Annotated in this window: 15 protein-coding genes, 1 tRNA gene and 2 rRNA genes (1 of these 18 cut by a window edge); 6 read left to right on the forward strand and 12 right to left on the reverse strand. The window is 65.5% G+C overall.

Translation table 11 applies throughout. The annotated features are described in order from the left end of the window. Positions 1 to 313 precede the first annotated feature (313 nt). Complete coding sequence (locus tag E2E30_RS14265; protein ID WP_133190870.1) at positions 314 to 4,723, forward strand: chemotaxis protein CheB; 4,410 nt, start codon at positions 314 to 316, stop codon at positions 4,721 to 4,723. Positions 4,724 to 4,771: 48 nt separating this feature from the next. Here the strand turns inward: E2E30_RS14265 and E2E30_RS14270 are convergent, their stop codons facing one another. Together E2E30_RS14270 and E2E30_RS14275 are read right to left on the reverse strand one after the other, a co-directional pair. Then, a complete protein-coding gene (locus tag E2E30_RS14270) occupies positions 4,772 to 4,981 on the reverse strand; it encodes a hypothetical protein (RefSeq protein ID WP_133190872.1) in 210 nt (69 codons plus the stop codon). A 127-nt stretch (positions 4,982 to 5,108) separates the two neighbouring features. Further along, on the reverse strand, positions 5,109 to 5,687 hold the full coding sequence (locus tag E2E30_RS14275) for a chemotaxis protein CheB (protein ID WP_133190874.1): 579 nt from the start codon (positions 5,685 to 5,687) through the stop codon (positions 5,109 to 5,111). A 387-nt stretch (positions 5,688 to 6,074) separates the two neighbouring features. Here E2E30_RS14275 and E2E30_RS14280 point away from each other — a divergent pair, with 387 nt between their 5' ends. Beyond that, a complete protein-coding gene (locus E2E30_RS14280) occupies positions 6,075 to 8,357 on the forward strand; it encodes a heavy metal translocating P-type ATPase (RefSeq protein WP_133192114.1) in 2,283 nt (760 codons plus the stop codon). Continuing rightward, on the forward strand, positions 8,354 to 8,743 hold the full coding sequence (gene cueR, locus E2E30_RS14285) for a Cu(I)-responsive transcriptional regulator (protein ID WP_133190876.1): 390 nt from the start codon (positions 8,354 to 8,356) through the stop codon (positions 8,741 to 8,743). The genes E2E30_RS14280 and cueR overlap by 4 nt, the downstream gene beginning before the upstream one ends. 53 nt (positions 8,744 to 8,796) lie before the next feature. Here the strand turns inward: cueR and E2E30_RS14290 are convergent, their stop codons facing one another. From E2E30_RS14290 to E2E30_RS14315, 6 genes are all read right to left on the reverse strand, one after another. Then, positions 8,797 to 9,318 carry a hypothetical protein gene (locus tag E2E30_RS14290; RefSeq protein WP_133190878.1) on the reverse strand — a complete coding sequence of 174 codons (522 nt, stop codon included), beginning with the start codon at positions 9,316 to 9,318 and terminating at the stop codon, positions 8,797 to 8,799. Between the two features lie 8 nt (positions 9,319 to 9,326). After that, positions 9,327 to 9,806, reverse strand: a complete 480-nt coding sequence (locus E2E30_RS14295) for a cupin domain-containing protein (RefSeq protein ID WP_133190880.1) — start codon at positions 9,804 to 9,806, stop codon at positions 9,327 to 9,329. 179 nt (positions 9,807 to 9,985) lie between these two features. Beyond that, a complete protein-coding gene (locus E2E30_RS14300; RefSeq protein WP_133190882.1) occupies positions 9,986 to 10,177 on the reverse strand; it encodes a hypothetical protein in 192 nt (63 codons plus the stop codon). A gap of 10 nt (positions 10,178 to 10,187) precedes the next feature. Beyond that, a complete protein-coding gene (locus E2E30_RS14305) occupies positions 10,188 to 11,198 on the reverse strand; it encodes a YncE family protein (RefSeq protein ID WP_133190884.1) in 1,011 nt (336 codons plus the stop codon). A gap of 67 nt (positions 11,199 to 11,265) precedes the next feature. Then, entirely contained in the window at positions 11,266 to 12,657 is a 1,392-nt protein-coding gene (locus E2E30_RS14310) for a sensor histidine kinase (RefSeq protein WP_133190886.1), read from the reverse strand. Continuing rightward, the gene (locus E2E30_RS14315; RefSeq protein WP_133190888.1) at positions 12,644 to 13,321 is read right to left on the reverse strand and encodes a winged helix-turn-helix domain-containing protein; all 678 of its coding nucleotides are present in this window, start codon (positions 13,319 to 13,321) and stop codon (positions 12,644 to 12,646) included. The genes E2E30_RS14310 and E2E30_RS14315 overlap by 14 nt, the downstream gene beginning before the upstream one ends. A 186-nt stretch (positions 13,322 to 13,507) precedes the next feature. On the opposite strand from E2E30_RS14315, the gene E2E30_RS14320 reads away from it, so the two are divergent. Genes E2E30_RS14320 through E2E30_RS14330 form a run of 3 tightly spaced genes read left to right on the forward strand, consistent with a single transcriptional unit; the run spans position 13,508 to position 18,929 of the window. Further along, positions 13,508 to 14,836, forward strand: coding sequence for a TolC family protein (locus tag E2E30_RS14320; protein WP_133190890.1), 1,329 nt, complete (start codon positions 13,508 to 13,510; stop codon positions 14,834 to 14,836). After that, positions 14,833 to 15,864, forward strand: a complete 1,032-nt coding sequence (locus tag E2E30_RS14325; protein ID WP_133190892.1) for an efflux RND transporter periplasmic adaptor subunit — start codon at positions 14,833 to 14,835, stop codon at positions 15,862 to 15,864. The genes E2E30_RS14320 and E2E30_RS14325 overlap by 4 nt, the downstream gene beginning before the upstream one ends. Further along, positions 15,864 to 18,929: an efflux RND transporter permease subunit gene (locus E2E30_RS14330; RefSeq protein WP_133190894.1), complete on the forward strand. Its 3,066-nt coding sequence runs from the start codon at positions 15,864 to 15,866 to the stop codon at positions 18,927 to 18,929. Before E2E30_RS14325 ends, E2E30_RS14330 begins: the two co-directional genes overlap by 1 nt. 423 nt (positions 18,930 to 19,352) lie before the next feature. Here E2E30_RS14330 and E2E30_RS14335 read toward each other — a convergent pair whose 3' ends face one another. The 4 genes from E2E30_RS14335 to E2E30_RS14350 form a co-directional block, all read right to left on the reverse strand. Continuing rightward, the gene (locus E2E30_RS14335; RefSeq protein ID WP_133190896.1) at positions 19,353 to 19,541 is read right to left on the reverse strand and encodes a hypothetical protein; all 189 of its coding nucleotides are present in this window, start codon (positions 19,539 to 19,541) and stop codon (positions 19,353 to 19,355) included. A gap of 218 nt (positions 19,542 to 19,759) precedes the next feature. Further along, positions 19,760 to 19,836 (reverse strand) — tRNA-Met (locus E2E30_RS14340). Positions 19,837 to 19,940: 104 nt separating this feature from the next. Continuing rightward, positions 19,941 to 20,055, reverse strand: a 5S ribosomal RNA gene (gene rrf, locus E2E30_RS14345). A gap of 185 nt (positions 20,056 to 20,240) precedes the next feature. After that, a 23S ribosomal RNA gene (locus tag E2E30_RS14350) occupies positions 20,241 to 21,358 on the reverse strand; it runs 1,678 nt beyond the window's last position.

Raw genomic sequence — 21,358 nt, forward strand, 5'->3', positions numbered from 1 at the left:
CGATCTTGGGCAAGCTGTTCGGGTTCGGGTACACTGTCTAGCCTCCAGGCCACCCCGTCGGCGATAGACATGAACCCGGGCACGATCGTGAACGGCGTTGTCATCAGGGTCGTCCGCGGTACTGCCTCAGAAAAATGCGCGCAGTCAGTCTCGGAAAATACTCAAGCTCATGGTGCGCACCGGCGATTTATTTTTCAGCGTAACTATGCGTAGGATGGATGGGACCAGACAGTGCTACGTCCATTTCATGACCGTAAATAAAACACCATCGGTGGGGGCAAGCGACCAGCCTCTGCCCCATCCGGCGTCGCCGATGCCGCAAAAAGCTACCCCCAAAGTCGCTGGGCCGCGGCTTGCGGAGTCGGTCCCGATCGTCGCGATAGGCGCTTCGTCGGGGGGACTTAAGGCGGCATCCAGACTGCTCGACGCGATCTCACCCACCACGGGCATGGCGTTCATCGTCGTTCAGCATCTCGATCCGACGCACAAGAGCATGATGGTCGACCTGTTGGCCGATCATACCACGATGGACATCGGCGAAGCGATCGATGGCTGCGTGATCCGCCGCGACCATATCTACGTCATTCCCCCCGGCCGATATCTTTCGGTCGAAGACGGCGCGCTGGCCCTTTCCCCGCAACAGGCGCACCATGGCGCGCGCCTGCCGTTCGATTGTCTGCTGGCGTCGCTGGCGGAAGAATGCGGTGACCGGACGATCGCCGTAATCCTGTCGGGAACGGGCGCGGACGGCAGTGGCGGGCTTGCCGCGCTGAAAGCGGCAGGCGGCTATGCGATCGCGCAACAGCCCGAACAGGCCGATTATGACGGTATGCCGCGGAGCGCGATCGAAACGGGGCTGGTCGATCAGACCCTTGCGCTGGAAGACATCCCCCAGGCACTGGCGAACCGCAAAGTCGCGATCGCGCAGTCCGCCGCCGCACCGAGCGTGCCCGCCGCACCGAGCGTGCCCGCCCCGCCGAGCATGCCCGCCCCGCCCGCATCGACCGACCTGAACGCGATCATCGCCTTCCTCAACGACAACACGGCGCACGACTTCCGCCAGTACAAGTCGGGGACGCTGGAACGGCGGATCGAGCGGCGGATCGTGCTACGCACGCTCGCGCCCGGCAATCTTGCCGGCTATCTCGATCTGCTGCGCACAGAGCCGGCCGAGCGCGACCTGCTCGCCAAGGACCTGCTGATCAACGTGACGCGCTTCTTCCGGGATCCGGCGATCTTCGATGCGCTGGCGCAGACGATCCTTCCCGACCTCGTCCGGCTCCTCCCCGAGCAAACACCGCTCAGGATCTGGGTCGCGGGATGCAGCACCGGTGAAGAGGCCTATTCGATCGCGATGCTCTGCCGCGACGCGATCAAGGCGTCAGGACGCGACATCAAACTCAAGCTCTTCGCCTCCGACGTCGACCCGGACGCGATCGCGACCGCACGCGAGGGGCTGTATCCGTTCGATATCGAGAACACGGTCCCCGCGGACCTGCTCGCGCGCTTTTTTGTTCGGGACGAGGCCGGCTACCGGGTGGCGACCGCGCTGCGGGACACTGTCGTCTTCACCGTCCAGGACGTACTGTCGGACCCGCCATTCTCGAAGATCGATCTCGTCTCCTGCCGTAACCTGCTGATCTATCTGAACCCCGAGGCGCAGGCCAAGGTCATATCGCTGTTCCATTTCGCGCTCCGCGAAGGCGGCATCCTGCTGCTCGGATCGTCCGAGACGGTGGGCAGCGCCGGAGACCGGTTCGAAGTGATCGCCAAGTCGGAACGCATCTACCGGCACGTCGCGCACGGCCGGACCGGCACCGCGGGCTTTCCCGTCAGCTTCGGCGACGCGCTGCCGATGCCGGGGACGACGGGCCGGTCCGCCTCATCGCAGCGCCAGGCCACGCTGGCGGACATTTGCCGCCGGGCCGTCATCGCCACCCACGCGCCCGCCGCCATCCTGATCAATCGCAAGCGGCAGTGTCTCTATTCGATCGGGCCGACCGATCGCTATCTGCGGATCCCGCCGGGCTATGCCACGCTCGACTTGCTTGCGATGGCGTCCCCGACGCTCCGCACCAAGTTGCGGCTCGCGATCGACAAGGTCAGCGAGGCGACGCCGCGCGTCGATGGCGGCCGGACGCGCGTGATGCAGGACGGCATCGCGATCTGGTTTCGGATCGATGTCATGGCGGTGGTCGACGGGCAGGACGACATGCTGCTCGTCTGCTTCGTCGAGGAACCGGGCGAGAGCGCGGGTGCGACGGCATCCCCCAATCGCGGTGACGCCGCGCGCGTCACCGAGCTCGAGCAGGAACTGGAGGCAACCCAGGCGGAATTGCAGACGTCGATCCTGAACCAGGAAACGTCGAGCCAGGAACAGAAGACGATCAACGAGGAAGCGCTCTCGGTCAACGAGGAGTTCCAGTCGACCAACGAGGAATTGCTGACGTCCAAGGAAGAGCTGCAGTCGCTCAACGAGGAGCTGACCGCGCTCAACAGCCAGTTGCAGGAGACGCTGGAACGACAGCGCCTGACCTCGGACGATCTGCAGAACGTGCTCTACAGCACGAATGTCGCGACGCTCTTTCTCGACATCGACTTGAAGATCCGGTTCTATACGCCCGCGATCAAGTCGGTCTTCAACATCATCGCCGGCGACATCGGACGACCGATCACCGACCTGCGCTCGATCGCGACCGATCCCGACCTGTTGGGTGATGCGCGCAAGGTGCTGGCGGATCACGGCTTGATCGACCGCGAGATCAGCGCGCCGAACGATACGTGGTTTCTGCGCCGCGTGTTTCCCTATCGCACGCATGACGATGCCGTCGAAGGCGTCGTCATCACCTTCGCCGACACCACCGACCGGAAGATGACCGCCAAGGCGCTCGAGGCCGCCAAGATCGAGGCGGACCGCGCCAATCTTGCCAAGTCGCGCTTCCTCGCGGCAGCAAGCCACGATCTGCGCCAGCCGCTCCAGTCGCTGACGCTGCTGCAGGAACTGCTGAGCCAGACCGTCGAGGGCGAGAAGCCCAGAAAACTCGTCTCCCGCCAGGGCCAGACGCTGGCCGCGATGTCCGGCATGCTCAACGCATTGCTCGACATAAACCAGATCGAAGCCGGCGTGGTGGAGGCGATGCCGGTGGTCTTTCCGATCTCCGACGTGCTCGATCTGCTGCGCGACGAGTTCGGTTATCTCGCACAGGCCCGTAACTTGTCGCTGCACATCCTGCCCAGTGCGGCGTTGGTTCACAGCGACGCCACGCTGCTCACGCAGATGCTTCGCAACCTGCTGGGGAACGCGATCAAATATACCAAGCAGGGCAAGATCCTGCTCGGCTGTCGACGGCGCGGCGCCACGCTTCGAATCGAGGTTTGGGATACCGGGATCGGGATCGCCGCCGACCAGTTGCACGCGATTTTCGAGGAATTCCACCAGATCGACAACGCCGCGCGCGAACGCAGCCTCGGTCTGGGTCTTGGCCTGTCGATCGTGCAACGCCTCGGCCATTTGCTCGGGCATGCCATCGACGTTCGCTCGCGCCCGAACGCGGGCTCGGTCTTCACGATCACGCTTCCCTGCCCGGCCGCCGATCCGCCGGGCGCCGTCGCCACACCACCCGAACCCGATGCGGCCCCGGACGGGCACCGGCGCACCTGCAAGATCGTCGTCGTCGACGACGACCCGGATGTCGTCGAATTGCTGGAACAACTCCTCAAGCGCGAGGGGCATATCGTCAAGACCGCGGCCGATGCAGCATCCGCGATCAAGCTGGTTGCGGGCAGTGCGATCAAGCCGGAACTGCTGTTGACCGACTATAACCTGCCCGGCGGCCGGGATGGCCTCGATCTCCTGCGCAGCCTTCGGGCGACCCTGCCGCACGGGCTCCCGGCAATCGTCCTCACCGGAGACATATCGAGCGCGGCGCTAGCGCGGATCGCGGCAGAAGACTGCGTGCAACTGAGCAAGCCGGTGAAGGCGCGCGACCTGCTCGCGGCGATCGAACTCCTGTTGGCCCGGGCACTGCCGTCGGCGTTGCACCCGGCCGGAGCTGTTGCGATTGCGGGCCCATCGATCACCTATGTCGTCGACGACGACCCGTACATTCTGGCGACGATCCGCGATGTGCTGGAGCGCGATGGCCGCAGTGTCCAGGATTTCCCAAATGCAGAGGCGTTTCTTGCCGCGTATGCGCCGGGCAATGACGGGTGCCTGCTGGTCGACGCGCACTTGCCGGGGATGAGCGGCGTGGCGCTGATCGAGCAATTGCGCGCCCGCGCAAACCATCTCCCCGCGATCTTGATCACGGGGAGCGGCGATATCGGGCTCGCGGTCAAAGCAATGCGAAGCGGCGCCTGCGACTTCATCGAAAAGCCGGTCGGCCGGGTCGAATTGCTTGCGAGCGTCGCGCGTGCAATCGATCAGTCACACGACCTTCGGCTGCGGGATGACGCGCACCAGAAAGCGGCCGCGCATGTCGGCGAATTGACCGACCGCCAGCGTGAAGTCATGGACCTGGTTTTGGCGGGCCATCCCAACAAGAACATCGCCGCCGATCTCGGGATTAGCCAGCGCACCGTGGAAAACCATCGCGCTACGGTCATGCACAAGATGCAAGCCAAGTCGCTTCCCGAACTCGCGCGGATCGCGCAAGCCGCCGCCGACGGGAATGCCACACGGCCGCGTTCGGCTCTGCCCCCGACCGAAAGCGCGGCGGTCTGAGGCAGCGCGTTGCAGCGGTCGAGCGGAGCATAGCGCCGCTGCACCGCGCTACCCGGCCGATATCAGGGTCCGGCAGTCCGCCTGCATATCGCAATCGCAGCACGCCGCGGCCTCGCCCACCGTGTCGATACACCGCGCACGGTAGAGGCGCGCGAGATGGGCGTGCGACCATGCGGCGGGGCCACAGTCGGTCGCCGCCGCGATCAGGTCTTCGGTGCGTGCCCGGTCGCGCAAAAACGCTCTGGTTTCGATTGACATGGCGCTGGTCTTTCCGGCCGACCGCGGCGGGGTGGAGCGGTCCTCGGACCAGACGCTATGGTGACGAACACGGCCGCCCAAGGATCGGAAACTACGCACGGAACAACCAACTCGAGCGGACGGACGCCTACTCGCTATCCGATCCGAGGATTTCCGCAATTTTGGCGGCGATATCTTCGGGACCTAGGATAAAATCGACACAGCCACTGGCAATGGCGCTGTCGGGCATGTCCGCCTGAATCGCCGATGCCGGCAATTGGGCGATCGTGACCCCGCCGCACGCGCGAATCCCGCACAGCGCGTCCGCACCGTCGCCGTCATAGCCCGACACGATCACCGCGATGAGCCGGCCATGCCAATATTGCGTCAGCGATTGCAGGAAGACGGTGATGACGTCCGGCCATCCCCGCGGTTTGGAGATCGCCGTGAGGCGAAATGCCCCGTCGAGCACGTGCAGGTCGCGTTGCGCGGGAATGATGAAGACGTGGTTCGGTCGGATATCGAGCCCTTCGGTAATGAGCTCGACCGGCATCGCGGTATGCCGCGGGAGGATTTCGTGGAGCAGGGTCGAGACGGTTCGCAAATGGTTCACGATCACGATCGCCGCCCCGAGATCACTCGGTAGATTGTCGAGCAAGCGCTTGTACGCATCAAGGCCACCCGCCGATCCGCCGACGCAGATGATCGGTATATCCCGAGCTGTCATCGAACGAATGCTCCTTTGCGTGAATGCGCCAAGCTACGTCCCTGCGTCGGCACGCGCGACGGGCGGCGGTGATCGACCATAGGCATTTCTGCGCGGAACCCCGTACGCTTTCTGGTGCGGTGCCGGCATTCGGTCGGCATCGCTCGGAGTCGCCGCTCCGCTCGAGCATCGTGACGGCGGCGGCGCAGCGGTTGCCCCGGGCGCCAACGCACGCTGCCGCGTTCAAAGGCCGAAGTGATGGCCGGCGCGTTGTGCGTTATGAACCAGACCGGCTCCGGGCTTGACCCTGACACGGTGTCAGACCCTATCTGGGTTCGCATGGAGACCCAGATGACCAGCGATGTTCCCGTGCACGGCCTCGATGCCGACAGTCCTCGAGCGGACGGGATGGTGACCGATCCCGTCTGCGGCATGACCGTGGACGCGACAAAGACCGCACATCACGCCGACCATGAAGGTCACCGCTATTCCTTTTGCAGTGCGCGCTGCCGGAGCAAATTTATCGCAGCCCCCGAGACCTACCGCGCCGGCAAACCCGTACCCGCGCCCAAAGCGGGCCCCGGTGGAGTATGGACATGCCCCATGCATCCCCAGATCCGGAACGACGGTCCGGGAACGTGCCCCCTCTGCGGCATGGCGCTCGAGCCCGAAGATCCGACGCTCGATACGGGGCCAAACCCTGAACTCACCGATTTTACCCGACGAGCCTGGATGGCCGGGGCATTGAGCGTTCCGTTGCTTGCGATTTCGATGGTGGCCGAGATGCTCGGCATCACGGTCGTGCCGCCGACATATTCGCCGTGGATCCAGCTCGCGCTCACCGCACCGATCGTCCTGTGGGCGGGTGCGCCGTTCTTTCAGCGCGGATGGACGTCGATCCGCACGCGACACCTCAACATGTTTACGTTGGTGTCGCTCGGCGTCGGCGCGGCATTCAGCTATAGTCTCGTCGCGACGATCGCGCCCGGCGTGTTCCCGCCCTCGTTCCGCATGCACAAGGTCATTCCGGTCTATTACGAGGCGGCTGGCGTCGTCGTGACGCTGGTGCTGCTCGGGCAGGTCCTCGAACTGCGCGCGCGCGCGGCGACGGGTCGAGCCATCCGCGCGTTGATGGATCTCGCGCCGAAGACAGCACGGCGATTGCGCGAGGACGGCAGCGAGGAAGAAATCCCCCTCTCCGACGTCGCCACCGGCGATACGCTGCGGGTGCGGCCCGGCGAGGCAGTGCCGGTTGATGGCATCGTGGTCGATGGCCGGTCGTCGGTCGACGAAGCGATGCTGACCGGCGAACCGGCAGCGGTGCTCAAGCAGAAGGGCTCTTCCGTCACCGGCGGGACGATCAACGGCACCGGCTCGCTGGCGATCGAGGCGCGTGCCGTCGGCGCCGACACGGTGTTGGCGCGGATCGTCAAGATGGTCGCCGAGGCGCAGCGCAGCCGCGCACCCATCCAAGCGATCGCCGACCGTGTGTCGGGCTGGTTCGTGCCGCTGGTGGTGGGGATCGCGATCCTTACCTTCGTCGTCTGGAATATGGTGGGGCCGGAGCCGCGCTTCGGTCACGCGTTGCTCAACGCCATCGCGGTGCTGATCATCGCCTGCCCGTGTGCGTTAGGGCTCGCGACGCCGATGTCGATCATGGTCGGCACCGGGCGTGGTGCGCGCGGCGGCGTGTTGATCAAGGATGCCGAGGCGCTTCAGATGATGGCCGTCGTCGACACGCTGGTGATCGACAAGACCGGCACGCTGACCGAGGGCCGCCCGAAGGTGACCGCGATCGAGCCTGGTGACGGCTTCGATCGCGATACGGTGCTCGCGGCGGCGGCGGCCGTGGAGGGCCAGTCGGAGCATCCGCTGGCCGCTGCCATCCTGCGCGCCGCGCAGGACGCAAAACTGAAGCTCGGGTCGCTTGCGCAGTTTGCATCGCAGACCGGATTGGGTGTCAGCGGTCATGTCGATGGCAAGGCGGTCGTGGTGGGCAATGCGGCGCAGATGCACCGGATCGGGGTCGATGCGGGGTCGCTCGCGGAAGCAGCGGAACGCTATCGCCGTGACGGCGCGGGCGTGATGCTCGTCGCAATCGCGGGCAAGCCGGCCGGATTGATCGCGGTCGCCGATCCCATTCGGGACTCCGCGCGCGACGCCATTGCCGCTCTCAAGGCGGAAGGGTTGCGGATCGTCATGCTCACCGGCGATGCCGAGGCAACCGCGCAAGCCGTTTCCACGGCAATCGGCGGGATCGACGAGGTCCATGCCGGGCTAAAACCCGAAGACAAGGCGCGGATCATCGGCGAGCTCCAGGCAAAGGGTGCCAAGGTCGCGATGGCGGGCGACGGCATCAACGATGCGCCCGCGCTCGCCGCGGCAGACGTGGGTGTGGCAATGGGCACCGGCACCGACGTCGCGATCGAGAGCGCGGGCATGACGCTGACCAAGGGCGATCTGGCGGCGATGGTGCGCGCGCGCCGTCTGGCCCGCGCGACGATGCGCAACATCCGCCAGAACCTGTTCTTCTCGTTCGTGTTCAACGGCATCGGAGTCCCGATAGCAGCCGGCGTGCTCTATCCCGTCACGGGTTTGCTGCTGTCACCGATGATCGCGGGCGCGGCAATGGCGCTGTCGAGCTTCACCGTGGTGACCAACGCGTTGCGATTGAACCGGGCCAAGCTGTGAAAATCGGGCCAGCATCGCAGGCGAGCGGCGTCTCGCAGCGGATGATCCGCCATTATGAGACGATCGGCCTGATCCCGGCGCCTCTCCGCCGCGACAGCGGGTATCGCGATTATGCCGATGCCGATGTGCACCGCCTCCGCTTCATCGCGAACGCGCGCGATCTGGGCTTCCCGATCGAGGACATCCGCTCGCTGCTGGGATTGTGGAACGATCGCGACCGCCAGAGCATCGACGTCAAGCGCCTCGCTTTGGCGCGCGCCGACGACCTCCACCGCAAGGCCCTTGCACTGGAGGCGATGCGAAATACGCTGCTCGATCTCGCCGAACGATGCCATGGTGACGGGCGGCCGGATTGCCCCATCATCGCCGCCCTCGATACCGCATAGGGTCGCCACGACGTCAGTCCGTGCGATGCCCCGGCGCGCGCCGATGATCCGCCTTACACCTCGGCGTGGCGATGGCTCCACGAGCGCGCAGTCCGCTCAGCGCGCGTCGGCACCACTGCCCAATGACAGGCGTTCGGGCCGAAGTCGCGTTGGGCATCGTCGCGCCTGAGCGTCATTCCGAGCGGGCGTTCGCCCATATCCGCCAGGAATGCGGGAAAATCGTCTCTCCACCGCGCAGCCACCGCAATCCCTCGGCCGCCGCATTGCGGATAGCCGCTGACCTTTGGATTGTCGCACAGGCTCTTCATCGCCTGCCAAGCGCGGTAGGTCGGCGCATGCCGTTTGTCAGCGCGCTCGCCATGCGTGCGCAGCCGCGCGGCGCTGATCTCGCGGTGTCTGCAGCCACAGCTCGTGGTGCTTCCTGCCCGTACGTTGCCGCCATGGGCCACGATCATGGTGCCGCAATCACAGGCGAACAGCCAATGACAATGGCCGTGCCGATCGGTGTGCGAAAAATCCACGCACAGAAGCCGCGCATAGCGCTGCCCGGCCATGTCGATCCGAACCTTGCGCATCTCCCCCGTCAACCGTGCTTGTCGGCTGCAGGCTTTGGTTGCACCGACCAGGCGGCCGGTTCGTCGCCCTGGTCGGCCTTGGCCGCCGCTGCCGTGGCCTGCACGGTATCTGGCCTGTGATGCGCGGGGGCGTAGACGGTATAGAGTTGCATCGGCGTCGTGCCGGTGTTGGTGATGTTGTGCCACGTCCCCGCCGGAACGAGCACGCACCAGCCGTCCGAAACGTCTTTCTCGAAGCTCAGCGCGTCCTTGGCAGCACCCATCTGCACGCGCCCATGGCCGGCATCAAGGCGCAGGAACTGATCGGTCTCGGGATGCGCCTCGAGACCGACATCGCCACCGACCGGGATCGACATCAACGTCACCTGCAGATAGCGACCGCTCCACGCGACGGACCGATACTCGGCATTGTCCCTAGTCGCGCGTTCGAGGTCGAACGACTGCGGCTGTGGCCCGACGTCTTTGATGCGTGAGTCGGTGCCGGCCATCATTCGTCTCCTCGAAAGCGTCGACCGGGCGGGGACTGCTTCACCCATTCTGAAGCGCACGCCGTGTCGCGATGGCGCTATCTGGCAGGCCGCTGCGACGGAACAGCGTCGGAAACTACGCACGCCACAGGACGCTGCGCCGCCGGTATGCATCACCATCGGAGAAACGCGCGAGATCGTCAGAACTTGAACCGAACACCCGCCTCGTAGCTTTGGTCGTAGAATTCGCGTTGCGTCGTGGGATATTTGACGATGTCCTCGGCGGACTGGACGTTGATGAGATGGGAAGCCGCCTTCTCCTCGGCGCGCGCGGTTTTTGCCGCGCGCGTGGCTGTGCCGACGATCGTTGAACAAAGTTTCGACGATCGCAAAACCGCACCTTCAACGCGCAGGTTTGACCACCAGAATGTGAAAGGACCCCGGCACCATCGCGGGACGTCCGCCCCCCGCTGCAGGCGCGCCGAACTTCGCGGTTGGCAGATACAGCGCCCCCGTTTTGGGATCGAGCGCGCCGGTGCGCGCGCCGACTTCGGTCGTCACGACGCCCACGGCTTCCACACGGACACCTTTCAGCGAGAGGATGTCGAGCACCCCGTCTTTCCCGCACGGGATGAACGCGAGCCCGCGCGCCTCGTCCATAATCACGGCGTCGGGCCCCGCGCCGATATCGACGAGCGCGCTCAGCTGCCGCCGACGGGCGTCGACGATGGCGGCCTTGCCGTTGGCGCATGACGCGATCAGGCGGTCGTGCGCGCTGTCATAGCCGAGCCCGGTCGGTGCCTTGCAGCCCGGCAGCGCGATCGCCTTGCCGGCGACCCCGCGCGCGCCGTCGACCGTTTCGATCTCGTCCGCCTCCTCGTTGTTGACGAACAGCGTCCCGTCCGCGCCGAACGCGGCATATTCGAGCGCGGGCTTGACCGGGATCGTGCGAGACACCTTGCTGGTGGCGAGGTCGATCACCGACACGGTGCCGCTATCGGCATTGATGACATAGGCATGGGTCTTCTGCGGATCGAGAATGGCAGCGTCGGGTTTCTTGCCGACGGCGATGCTCGCGGTTTCGGCACCCGACCGCAGATCGTACAACCGCACAGTGCCATCGGTCCCGCTCGTCACCAGCAGCTTGCCGCCGGACAGCGGCACGACTGCATGACCGCGCTGCACGCTGCCGAGCGAAGTGACCTTGCCGGTCGCCACTTCCAGCACCGTGACCGCGTTGCTGCGCGCGACATACACGAAAGTGCCGTCGTCGTCGGTGCGGGCATAGTCCCACGATCCGTCGGGCCCAGCGATCGATTGGGTGACGGCATAGATCGGCGCGGGCGTCGCCGCGAGACCGGACGGCGTGGCGGCAGCTGCAGCGAGCAGGACGAGAAGCGAAGGGCGGCGCATGGCGGTCTCCACGAAGATGAGGGCTGCCTTTTGCCCCAGCGCCCTACCGCGGTCACGTTAGGGATCGCTAATCCAGCGCTGCGACCCCGGTCTCGACCACGCGTGTGGGCCGCGCGAAGGTCAGGCGAACCCGCAAGCCGGGGCGATTGTCGAGCAGTTCGAGACGGACGCGATGGAGCGCCGCGATCGCCGCGGCCAGCGCCATGCCGAGCCCTGCGCCCGGCAAGTTTCGGCTGCGGTCGAGGCGGTAGAAGCGAGTCAGCACGGCGTCGCGTTCATGCGGCGGAATGCCAGGTCCGTCATCGCTGACGCTCGCGACAATCGCGCCGTCGATCCGCTCTAGCCGGCTGACGATGGTGCTTCCGGCCGGCGTATGGCGGATCGCATTGTCGACCAGATTGGTCATCATCTGCGCCAGCAATTCGGCATCGCCCTCGATCAGCAGGCCGTCGGCATGCGCCGCGATCAAGGTTTTCCCATCGTCCTCGGCAACGGGCTGATACGCGGCGATCACTCGCCCGACCAGTTCGCTCAAATCGAGCGGAGCGAAATATTGACGCCCGTCGCCCCCCTCGAGCGTCCCGATCCGCAACAACGCCCGGAAGATCGCGAGAATCTCGTCGGTCTGCGCGATGGCGGTGTCGATGCTGGCGTCGAACCGCTCCGGGTCACGCGCATCGCGCGTTTGCTCGAGCTGCTGGCGAAGCCGCCCGAGCGGAGTGCGCAGATCGTGTGCGATGTCGGTGGTGACTTGGCGCAGGCCGTCCATCAGCGCGCCGATCCGGTCTAGCATCGCGTTGAGGTTCGCCGAGAGCTGGTCGAATTCGCGGCTGATACCGATCGGCGGCAGACGTTCGGCCGTATTGCCCGCCATCACCCGCGCGATCGCAGCGTTCACGCGGTCGAGGCGGCGCATGAACAGCGCGCCGATGAGATAGCCACCGACCAGCGCAAGCACGGTGATGACCGCTCCCGCGACGACCAGGAAGCGGTCGAGCGCACGCCGCAACTCCTGGATGTCGTAAGTGTCGGTGGCGACGACCAGCGTCCCGCCGTTGGGGAGGGCAACCCCGAGGCTCCGCAAGGTCTCGGCGGCGGGGTCCTGCGGGTCGTCGTGCACCGCGACCTGCCCCCAGCCGAGCCTGACCGTCGGCGCGCCGATATCGTCGACCAGCAGGCGTCCGGCGCGGTCGATCACCTGGTACCGGAACGCTTCCGCGCCGCTCGCGCGCCGATGCCGGGCGATCGCCCCGAGCAGGCTTATTCGCCCTTCTTCCCGGTCCTCGCCCGCAAGGATCGCGGCCTCGCTGGTCAAGCCGCCTTCGGTGGCATCGACCGCATAATGCGCGATGGACCGCTCGACCACGACCAAGACGAGCGCGGAGCCTGCCGCGAACGCAAGCGCGAGCAGGCAGGCAAAGCGGAACGCGCCGCTCCGGAAACCGCTAAGCCAGGCCATCGCACCGATAGCCCGCGCCGCGCACCGTATGGATCAGTTCCTGATCGAAGCCGCGATCGACTTTCGAGCGCAAGCGACTCATGTGGCTTTCGATGATATTGGTCTGCGGGTCGAAATGGAACGACCACACATTTTCGAGCAGCATCGTCCTTGTGACGATCTCGCCTGCGTGCCGCATCAGATATTCGAGCAGCTTGAACTCCTGCGCCTGCAACGGGATCGCCCGGCCGCCACGCCGCACGCTGCGCTTGATCAGATCGATTTCGAGATCGGCGACGCGCAGCACGGTCGCCACGTCTCGAGCCGGCTGGCGGCGCAACAAGGCGTTGACCCGCGCGAGAAACTCGATCGCGGCGAACGGCTTGACCAGATAATCGTCGGCGCCCGCGTCGAGCCCCTCGACGCGGTCATGGACTCCGTCGATCGCGGTGAGGAAGATCGCGGGGGCGCGAACACCGGCCGCGCGAAGCGCCTTGAGCACGCCAAGCCCATCGACTCCGGGCACCATGCGATCGAGGATGAGGACAGCATAATCGTTGGTGGACCCGAGGACGACCGCGTCGCTACCGTTGCTGCAAGCGTCGACGACATGCCCTGCCGCAACCAATGTGCGCTCCAGATGGGTGCGGGTCGCTTCGTCATCCTCGAGCAGCAGCAGGTTCACCGCATCACCTCCACCGGCTGCGTAGCACGATCGCCTAGCCGGACGTCCCGCGTCGCGCGCAAGTTGGGAATAAACAACATCCGGATCATCATCCGCCTATGCCATATCGCACGACGGCCGCGCGTTCTTTCCGTGGCTCGGCTTCCGGAGTTGACCGCGTTGAGACGTACCCTTCCGCGCCGCGCTATGGCTGCGCTCGCCGCACTGAGCGGCGTGACCGGGTGCGCGCGCTACACCCCGCTCCCGCTGGCGACCGCGCCACCGCTGGCGGCCGACGTGCGATCGTTGGCGCGGGCGGAAACGATCGTCGCGACAGAACCGCTGTCGGTTGCGCAAGTGGTCGACCTCGCCCTCGCCAACAACCCCGACCTCAAGGCGGCACGGCTGCGGCGCGCGATCGCCGCGGGCCAGACGCGGCAGGCCGGTGTCCTGCCCAATCCGTCGCTGACCGGCGCCTTCCTCCCGCTGCTGTCGGGTGGCGGGGCGGTGCCCGCGTGGAACATCGGCCTCAGCCAGGACATCAAGGCGCTGCTCACCTACCGCACGCGCCGCCGCGCCGCTGTCGACAGCGAACGCCAGGTCGCCGCGGATATCGTCTGGCAGGAATGGCAAGTCGCGGGGCAGGCGCGGCAAGTCGCAGGCGACCTGATCCTCGGCGCAGCCAGTCGGCAAAGCTATGTCGCGGCCTATCGGTTGCTGGCCGCGCGCAACGCCAAGCTCGAACAGGCACTGGCCGCGCGCAACGTCACGCTGGTGACGGTCGCGCCCGACCGGGTCGCGCTGCAGGCCGCGCGGACCGCGCTCGATGCGCTCGATCAGCGACAATTGGCGTTGATGCATCAGCTCGACGCATTGCTCGGGCTCGCGCCGGACGTCGTCGTCCCGCTCGCGACGCAGATCGATCTGCCGCGGTTCGACCCCGCCGCGATCCGCGCCGAGCTCGCGACGTTGCCCGACCGCCGCCCCGATCTGCTCGCGCTGCGGATGGGCTATGCCGCCGCCGACGAACAGCTGCGCCAAGCCATCATAGCGCAATTCCCCGACGTCGTTCTCGGCGGCAGCGTCAGCAGCGACAGCTCGAAGGTCATCAACAGCGGCCCCAATGTCGCGATCGGCCTGCCGATCTTCGACCGCAACCAAGGCAATGTCGCGATCACGCGCGCGACTCGTGCGCAGCTCCAGGCCGACTATGCTGCGCGCCTTGCGACGGCGGTCGGCACGGTCGGTGCGTTGCTGCGTGAGATGGAGCAACTGTCCGCGCAGCTCGCGGTCGCGCGCCGCGACCTACCCGCGGCGCGGTCCGCCGCCGACCGCGCGCAGGCCGCGTTCGGCGCCTCCAACATCGACGAGCGGGGCTATGTCGACCTCGTCTACAACCGCTTTGCCAAGGAACAGGAGATCATGACGCTGGAACTGGGATTGCTCGACCGACAGGTCGCGATCCAGACGCTTGTCGGCGATGGCCTGCCGACCGTGGATTGGCGCGCCGACGACGCCCGTGCGGTGTCGCGATGAGGGTGCCGCTCGGTCTGTCGATCGCGCTGGCGCTGTCGGGCTGCGGTGCGGGGGGCACCCCAGATTCCGCACAAACCGCAGTACCGAGCGCGCTCGTCTCCACAGTCGCTCCGATCCAGGGATCCTTGCCCCAAACGGTCACCGGCTATGGCACCGTTGCGCCCGCGCTCAACGGAACGCGTAGCTTCAACGAAGCGCAGCCGGGCCAGATCACGCGCCTGATGGTCGCCCCCGGCACGGCGGTCCGGCGCGGGCAGCCGCTCGCCAGCTTCGCCACCGCGCCCGCGTCGCGGAGCCTGTACCGCCAGGCGGTCGATGCGCTGAGCGCGGCACGCAAGCAACGCACGACCACCGCGCAGCTGTTGTCGCAACAGCTCGCGACGCAGGATCAGTTGGTCCAGGCGGAAAAGGCGGTGTCCGACGCGCAGACCGCGCTTGCGGCGTTGCAGGCGGATGGCGCGGGGAACGGCGAACAGACGCTGACCGCCCCGTTCGACGGCGTCGTCACCACCGTGAGCGTCGCCCAGGGTGACCGGACGCAAGCGGGCGCCCCGATCCTGACGGTCGCCAAGGGAACGGGTATCATCGTGACCGCCGGCGTCGACCCTGCCGAGCGCGGTCGCGTCGCGGTCGGGCAATCCGCGTCGCTCTTCCGGCTGTCGGGCGGAACGTCGCTGACCGGACGCGTGCTACGGGTCAGCAATGCGCTCAATGCCAAGACCCGGCTGGTCGACGTCGACGTTGCGTTTCCGGTCGGAAGCCTGTTGCCGGGCGAAGCTATGCAGGTCGCGATCGCCACTGGGCACGTCGCCGGCTGGGTGGTGCCGCATCGCTCCGTCGTCACCGCGGGCGGGCCGACGCACGTCTTTCAGGTCAGCGGCGGCAAGGCGGTCGCCGTCCCCGTCACGGTGGCGCTCGCCTCTGATGCGGGCGATGTCGTCAGCGGGGCGCTCGACCCCCGGCGTCGCCTGATCGTCGATGGTGCCTATCAGGTCAGCGACGGTGCCGCCGTGCGGTGGACGCGCTGATGCTCGAGCGGTTGCTGCGCGAGCAATCGCGCGCCTTCGTCCTGATCGCCATCGCGCTGGCAGTGGCGGGGCTCGTCGCCGCGCTGTCGTTGCCGATCGGACTGTTTCCGCAAGTGTCCTTCCCGCGCGTCGTCGTCGATCTCGATGCCGGCAGCCGCCCCGCCGATCAGACCGCGCTGACCGTCACCCGCCCGGTCGAGGAAGCGCTCCGCGCGATCCCCGGTGTGCAGGACGTCCGTTCCGCGACCAGCCGCGGGGCAGCGCAGATCTCGATCGATTTCGGCTGGGGCCGCGACATGGTCGCGAGCACGCTGCTGGTCGATTCGGCGATCGCGCGGACGATCGCGTCGCTTCCGAGTGGCACCCAATACACCGTCCGGCGGATGGACCCGACGGTGTTCCCGATCATTTCCTACGCGCTCGTCTCGACCGCCGCCGATCCGGTCGCGCTGCAGGATATCGCAAAATATCAGATCACGCCGTTGCTTTCCTCGGTTCCAGGGCTCGCGCGCGTCGGGGTGCAGGGGGGCGACACAGCCGAGGTGCAAGTGCTCGCCGATCCGCACCGGCTCGCCGATCACGCTCTGTCGATGGCCGACCTCACCACCGCGATCCGCAACGGCAATGTGCTGAGCGCGGTCGGACAGGTGCAGGATCGCGGGCGCCTGTCGCTCGTCATCGCCGATCGCAGCGTGACGACCGCGGCGCAGATCGGTGCAATCATCGTCTCTGCCGATCCGCAGGGCGTCGTCCGCGTTCACGACGTAGCGACCGTGCAGAATGGTGCCGTCCCGGTGTGGCAGCGCATCGTCGAGGATGGCACGCCCGCGGTGCTGTTCAACATCTACGAACAGCCCGACGGCAATGCGGTGCGGATCGCGCAGGGCGTGCAGCAGAGGCTCGCCACGCTCGCGCTCCCGCCCGGCGTCAAGCTGGTCTGCTGGTACGATCAGAGCGAGCTCGTCACGCAATCGGTCGCCAGTGTGCGCGACGCAGTGCTGATCGGGCTCGTGCTCGCAGCGGTGGTGCTGTTGGGCTTTCTGCGCAGCTGGCGGGTGACGCTGGTCGCGGTCATCGTCGTGCCCGCGACGCTTGCGGCAACGGTGCTCGTCCTCAGCATGCTGGGGATGAGCTTCAACATCATGACGCTCGGCGGGATCGCCGCGGCGGTCGGGCTGCTGATCGACGACGTCATCGTGATGGTCGAGCATATCGCACGCCGCGCCGGCGCGATCGGCGCGGACGGCCGACCCGCCGGGGACGCCGCGGTGATCCCGGCGGCGCGCGAGTTCCTCGCGCCGCTCACCGGATCGAGTCTTGCGACGCTGATCGTGTTCGTGCCGCTGTCGTTCCTCACCGGGGTGACCGGCGCCTTCTCCAAGGCACTGTCGCTGACGATGGCGGCGGCGCTTGCGATCTCCTGGGCGATGACCGCGTTCGTCGTGCCGGTGCTGGTTCGCTGGCTGGTCGATTTCAGCGCATGGCATGACCCCGGCGCGCCCGGAGTCGGGCGTATGGCGCGGCTCCACGACGGCATTCTCGACCGCCTGTCGGCACGCCCCTGGCTGCTCGCCATCGCCGCGGTTCCCTTGCTGGCGATCGGCTATGTCAGCTACGAAAACGTGCCGAGCGGCTTCATGCCCAAGGTCGACGAAGGCGGGTTCGTGATGGACTATTACACTGCGCCCGGCACGTCGCTCGATGAAACGGGGCGGCAGGTCGGGCAGATCGACGCGATGTTGAAGGCCAACCCGGCCGTACTGACCTTCTCGCGCCGGCTCGGCTCCGGGCTCGGCGGCGATCTCGGGCAGAGCTATCACGGCGACTATTTCGTGCGGCTCAAGCCCGGTCATGCCGCCCCGACCGAGGAGATCGCGGCGGCGGTGGCGGAGCGGATCACCGCGGAGGTACCCGGCGTCCAGGTCGAAGTCGCGCAGCTGATCGAGGATCTGATCGGCGACTTGACCGCAGTGCCGCAGCCGATCGAGGTGAAGCTCTATGCCGCCGACCCTTCGGTCCTGCAGGGCGAGGCGCGCAAGGTCGCTGCGCTGATCGGCAAGATCGACGGCGTGGTCGAGGTGAAGGATGGGGTACAGCTCGCGGGCGATGCGCTCGACGTCCATGTGGATCCGGTTCGCGCAGGGATCGAGGGTGTCGCTCCCGCCGATATCGAGGCGCAGTTGAGCGCCGCGCTGACCGGGAGCATTGCAACCACGCTCGCCCAGCCGAGCAAGGCGGTCGACGTGCGGGTGCGCTTGCCCAACGCACTGACGCTCAGCGAAGCCGGGCTCGCCCAATTGCCGATCCGCGCGAGCGACGGACACGTCTTCGCGCTGTCGCGCGTCGCCACGATCGAGGCGGTGACCGGACAGCCGCAGATCAGCCGCGAAAATCTCGAACCGATGATCGCGGTGACCGGGCGGATCCAAGGCCGCGGGATCGGTGCTGCGGTCGGCGACGTGCGGGCGGCGCTCGACCGGCCAAGCGTTCTCGGCCCCGGCGTGCGGTATGAACTGGGCGGCCTCTACCAGCAGCAACAGATCGCTTTTGCCGGGTTGATCAAGGTGTTCGGGGCGGCGCTGGTGGCAGAGCTGGTCTTGCTGCTGATCCTCTATCGCCGCTTCTGGTTGCCGGTGATCATCATCGGCTGTTCGCTGCTGTCGACCACCGCTGTGTTCACCGCGCTGTGGGCGGCGGGGGTCGATCTCAACATCACGGCGCTGATGGGAATGACGATGATCATCGGCATCGGCACCGAGATGGCGATCTTCTACGTCTCGGAATTCGAAGAGCTGGCGCGGACCATGCCGCCCGCGGCGGCGACGCGCGAGGCGAGCCGCAACCGTCTGCGCCCGATCACGATGACGACACTCGCGGCGATCTTCACGCTGCTGCCACTTGCGCTGGCTATCGGTCAGGGCTCGGGGATCCAGCAACCGCTCGCGATTGCGATCATCGCCGGTCTGATCTTGCAATACCCCTTGGTATTGCTCGCGATGCCGGTCCTGGTACGGCTTACGTTGCCAAAGGGCGAGCGTGTCCTCGACACCGTACGCGAATCCTGATCGATCGGACCGACGAGAAGGTGTAGGAGATGCCAGACCGACTATCGCTTTCCGCCGAAATAATCGCGGCTGCGCTCGGACCACCATCGCGGTATTGTGAGGGGGAATTCCGGCAGCCGACACGTCAGCAACGATCGCGAAAATCTTGAGCCCTAGCCCGAACACGGCGAGAATCGGGGCGGTAGCAATCGCCTTCGCCGTCGATGGTTGTCGCGATTGGCGCAACGGACCGATCGCAACCGGCTGTGTGACGCGGAAAAGTGGTGTGGAGCGCGGACCCGACCGCGCGGTTGCGCAGTGCGCCCGCGATCGCAGCGGTGATCGCCGACACCGCACCCGATAGTGCTGCATCACCGCGCGTCCGCGCGAGCCGCGGCGACCAAATGCCTGAGAGGCGATCCGCACCAGGGGAGCCCACAGAAATCAAAAATCATGTTCAGCGCCTTGGCGTGGTCCGGCCATGGCGAAGCCGCCGAGCATCTCGCGCGCGGTAATCCGATGGTACTGCTGAACCGCCTGATGCGCGACATGGGCGAGCACAGCATAATGGCCGCCGAACATCACGCCTGCCATGGTCGAGAGGACGATCGCAATCTGCGTGATCCACAGCATCAACCATGCCGCCGCCTGCCGCAACGATTGGCTGCTCCTGAGACTGGCATGCGCTATGACGTGCCGCCCGAAATACCCCCAAATGGAACTCGACATCATAGGCCAAAAACGCGGCCAAGCGCGCGCAGCAAGCGGCGACGGATTGGCGGCAAGCCACGGAAAGCAGGCACAAAAAAGCCGCCTCAGGCTATGCCGAGACGGTTTGGTACGTCGGGGTATGGTTGCGGGGACAGGATTTGAACCTGTGACCTTCAGGTTATGAGCCTGACGAGCTACCGGGCTGCTCCACCCCGCGACAGGGATTTTGTATGTTTTGCTCGCGAGCGCGAGTGGGTTTTAGATGACATGTAAATGGGTTCTCATGAGAGACACGAACGTTTTGTGTTCACCGGCTTCAATGCCTGGCGACGACCTACTCTTCCATCGCTTAAGCGATAGTACCATCGGCGCAGTCAGGTTTCACGGCCGAGTTCGGGATGGGATCGGGTGGGGCACTGACGCTATAGCCACCAAGCAATGGAGCCGGTGAACAGCAAAAAGTTCGGGTTCTTTCGGGGGGCCCAGCTTGCGCTGGGCTCCCAAAATCGATGTCCGTGCATACCTATGTGATGATGTAGTTTGTTCAATCAGGCGTTGCATTTGATCATCCGCCATCGGTGACGTGCTGGTTTACCCAGGATTGTCATTGATGGTGGGACTCTCAAGCGCGAATAGAGCAATTAGTATCGGTTAGCTCCATGGATTACTCCACTTCTACATCCGATCTATCAACGTCATGGTCTCTGACGGCTCTATGAAATCTTATCTCGAGGGAGGCTTCCCGCTTAGATGCTTTCAGCGGTTATCCCGTCCATACATAGCTACCCTGCTGCGCTCTTGGCAGAACGACAGGTACACCAGAGGTATGTTCAACCCGGTCCTCTCGTACTAGGGTCAACTCCTCTCAAATTTCGACGCCCACGGCAGATAGGGACCAAACTGTCTCGCGACGTTCTGAACCCAGCTCACGTACCACTTTAATTGGCGAACAGCCAAACCCTTGGGACCTGCTCCAGCCCCAGGATGTGATGAGCCGACATCGAGGTGCCAAACAACCCCGTCGATATGAGCTCTTGGGGGTTATCAGCCTGTTATCCCCGGCGTACCTTTTATCCGTTGAGCGATGGCCCTTCCACGAGGGACCACCGGATCACTATGACCGACTTTCGTCTCTGCTCGACTTGTCAGTCTCGCAGTCAGGCGGGCTTATGCCATTGCACTCTAACAGACGGTTTCCAACCGTCCTGAGCCCACCATTGCGCGCCTCCGTTACTCTTTAGGAGGCGACCGCCCCAGTCAAACTACCCGCCACAGAGGGTCCCTGATCCAGTTTCATGGATCGAGGTTAGACATCAGAAACAAACAGGGTGGTATTTCACCTATGGCTCCACGTCAGCTGGCGCCAACGCTTCATAGCCTCCCACCTATGCTACACAGTTTCTTCCTAATGCCACTCTGAAGCTGCAGTAAAGGTGCACGGGGTCTTTCCGTCTAACCGCGGGAACCCCGCATCTTCACGGGGAATTCAATTTCGCTGAGCATGTCCTGGAGACAGTGGGGAAGTCGTTACGCCATTCGTGCAGGTCGGAACTTACCCGACAAGGAATTTCGCTACCTTAGGACCGTTATAGTTACGGCCGCCGTTTACCTGGGCTTCATTTCAGAGCTTGCACCCCTCCACTTAACCTTCAGGCACCGGGCAGGCGTCAGGCCCTATACGTCGTCTTGAAGCCGACTTAGCAGAGCCCTGTGTTTTTGCTAAACAGTCGCTACCCCCT

This window comes from Sphingomonas sp. AAP5, from assembly GCF_004354345.1.
Lineage (GTDB): Bacteria > Pseudomonadota > Alphaproteobacteria > Sphingomonadales > Sphingomonadaceae > Sphingomonas > Sphingomonas glacialis.

Excerpts from the sequence above, each read along its gene's own strand:
- E2E30_RS14330 (WP_133190894.1), top strand. The coding sequence starts at position 15,864 with ATGCTCGAGCGGTTGCTGCGCGAGCAATCGCGCGCCTTCGTCCTGATC.
- E2E30_RS14265 (WP_133190870.1), top strand. The coding sequence starts at position 314 with ATGCCGCAAAAAGCTACCCCCAAAGTCGCTGGGCCGCGGCTTGCGGAG.
- E2E30_RS14275 (WP_133190874.1), bottom strand. The coding sequence starts at position 5,687 with ATGACAGCTCGGGATATACCGATCATCTGCGTCGGCGGATCGGCGGGT.
- E2E30_RS14280 (WP_133192114.1), top strand. The coding sequence starts at position 6,075 with ATGGTGACCGATCCCGTCTGCGGCATGACCGTGGACGCGACAAAGACC.
- E2E30_RS14305 (WP_133190884.1), bottom strand. The coding sequence starts at position 11,198 with ATGCGCCGCCCTTCGCTTCTCGTCCTGCTCGCTGCAGCTGCCGCCACG.
- E2E30_RS14320 (WP_133190890.1), top strand. The coding sequence starts at position 13,508 with ATGGCTGCGCTCGCCGCACTGAGCGGCGTGACCGGGTGCGCGCGCTAC.
- E2E30_RS14325 (WP_133190892.1), top strand. The coding sequence starts at position 14,833 with ATGAGGGTGCCGCTCGGTCTGTCGATCGCGCTGGCGCTGTCGGGCTGC.
- E2E30_RS14295 (WP_133190880.1), bottom strand. The coding sequence starts at position 9,806 with ATGGCCGGCACCGACTCACGCATCAAAGACGTCGGGCCACAGCCGCAG.
- E2E30_RS14310 (WP_133190886.1), bottom strand. The coding sequence starts at position 12,657 with ATGGCCTGGCTTAGCGGTTTCCGGAGCGGCGCGTTCCGCTTTGCCTGC.
- E2E30_RS14270 (WP_133190872.1), bottom strand. The coding sequence starts at position 4,981 with ATGTCAATCGAAACCAGAGCGTTTTTGCGCGACCGGGCACGCACCGAA.
- E2E30_RS14290 (WP_133190878.1), bottom strand. The coding sequence starts at position 9,318 with ATGCGCAAGGTTCGGATCGACATGGCCGGGCAGCGCTATGCGCGGCTT.
- E2E30_RS14335 (WP_133190896.1), bottom strand. The coding sequence starts at position 19,541 with ATGCTGTGGATCACGCAGATTGCGATCGTCCTCTCGACCATGGCAGGC.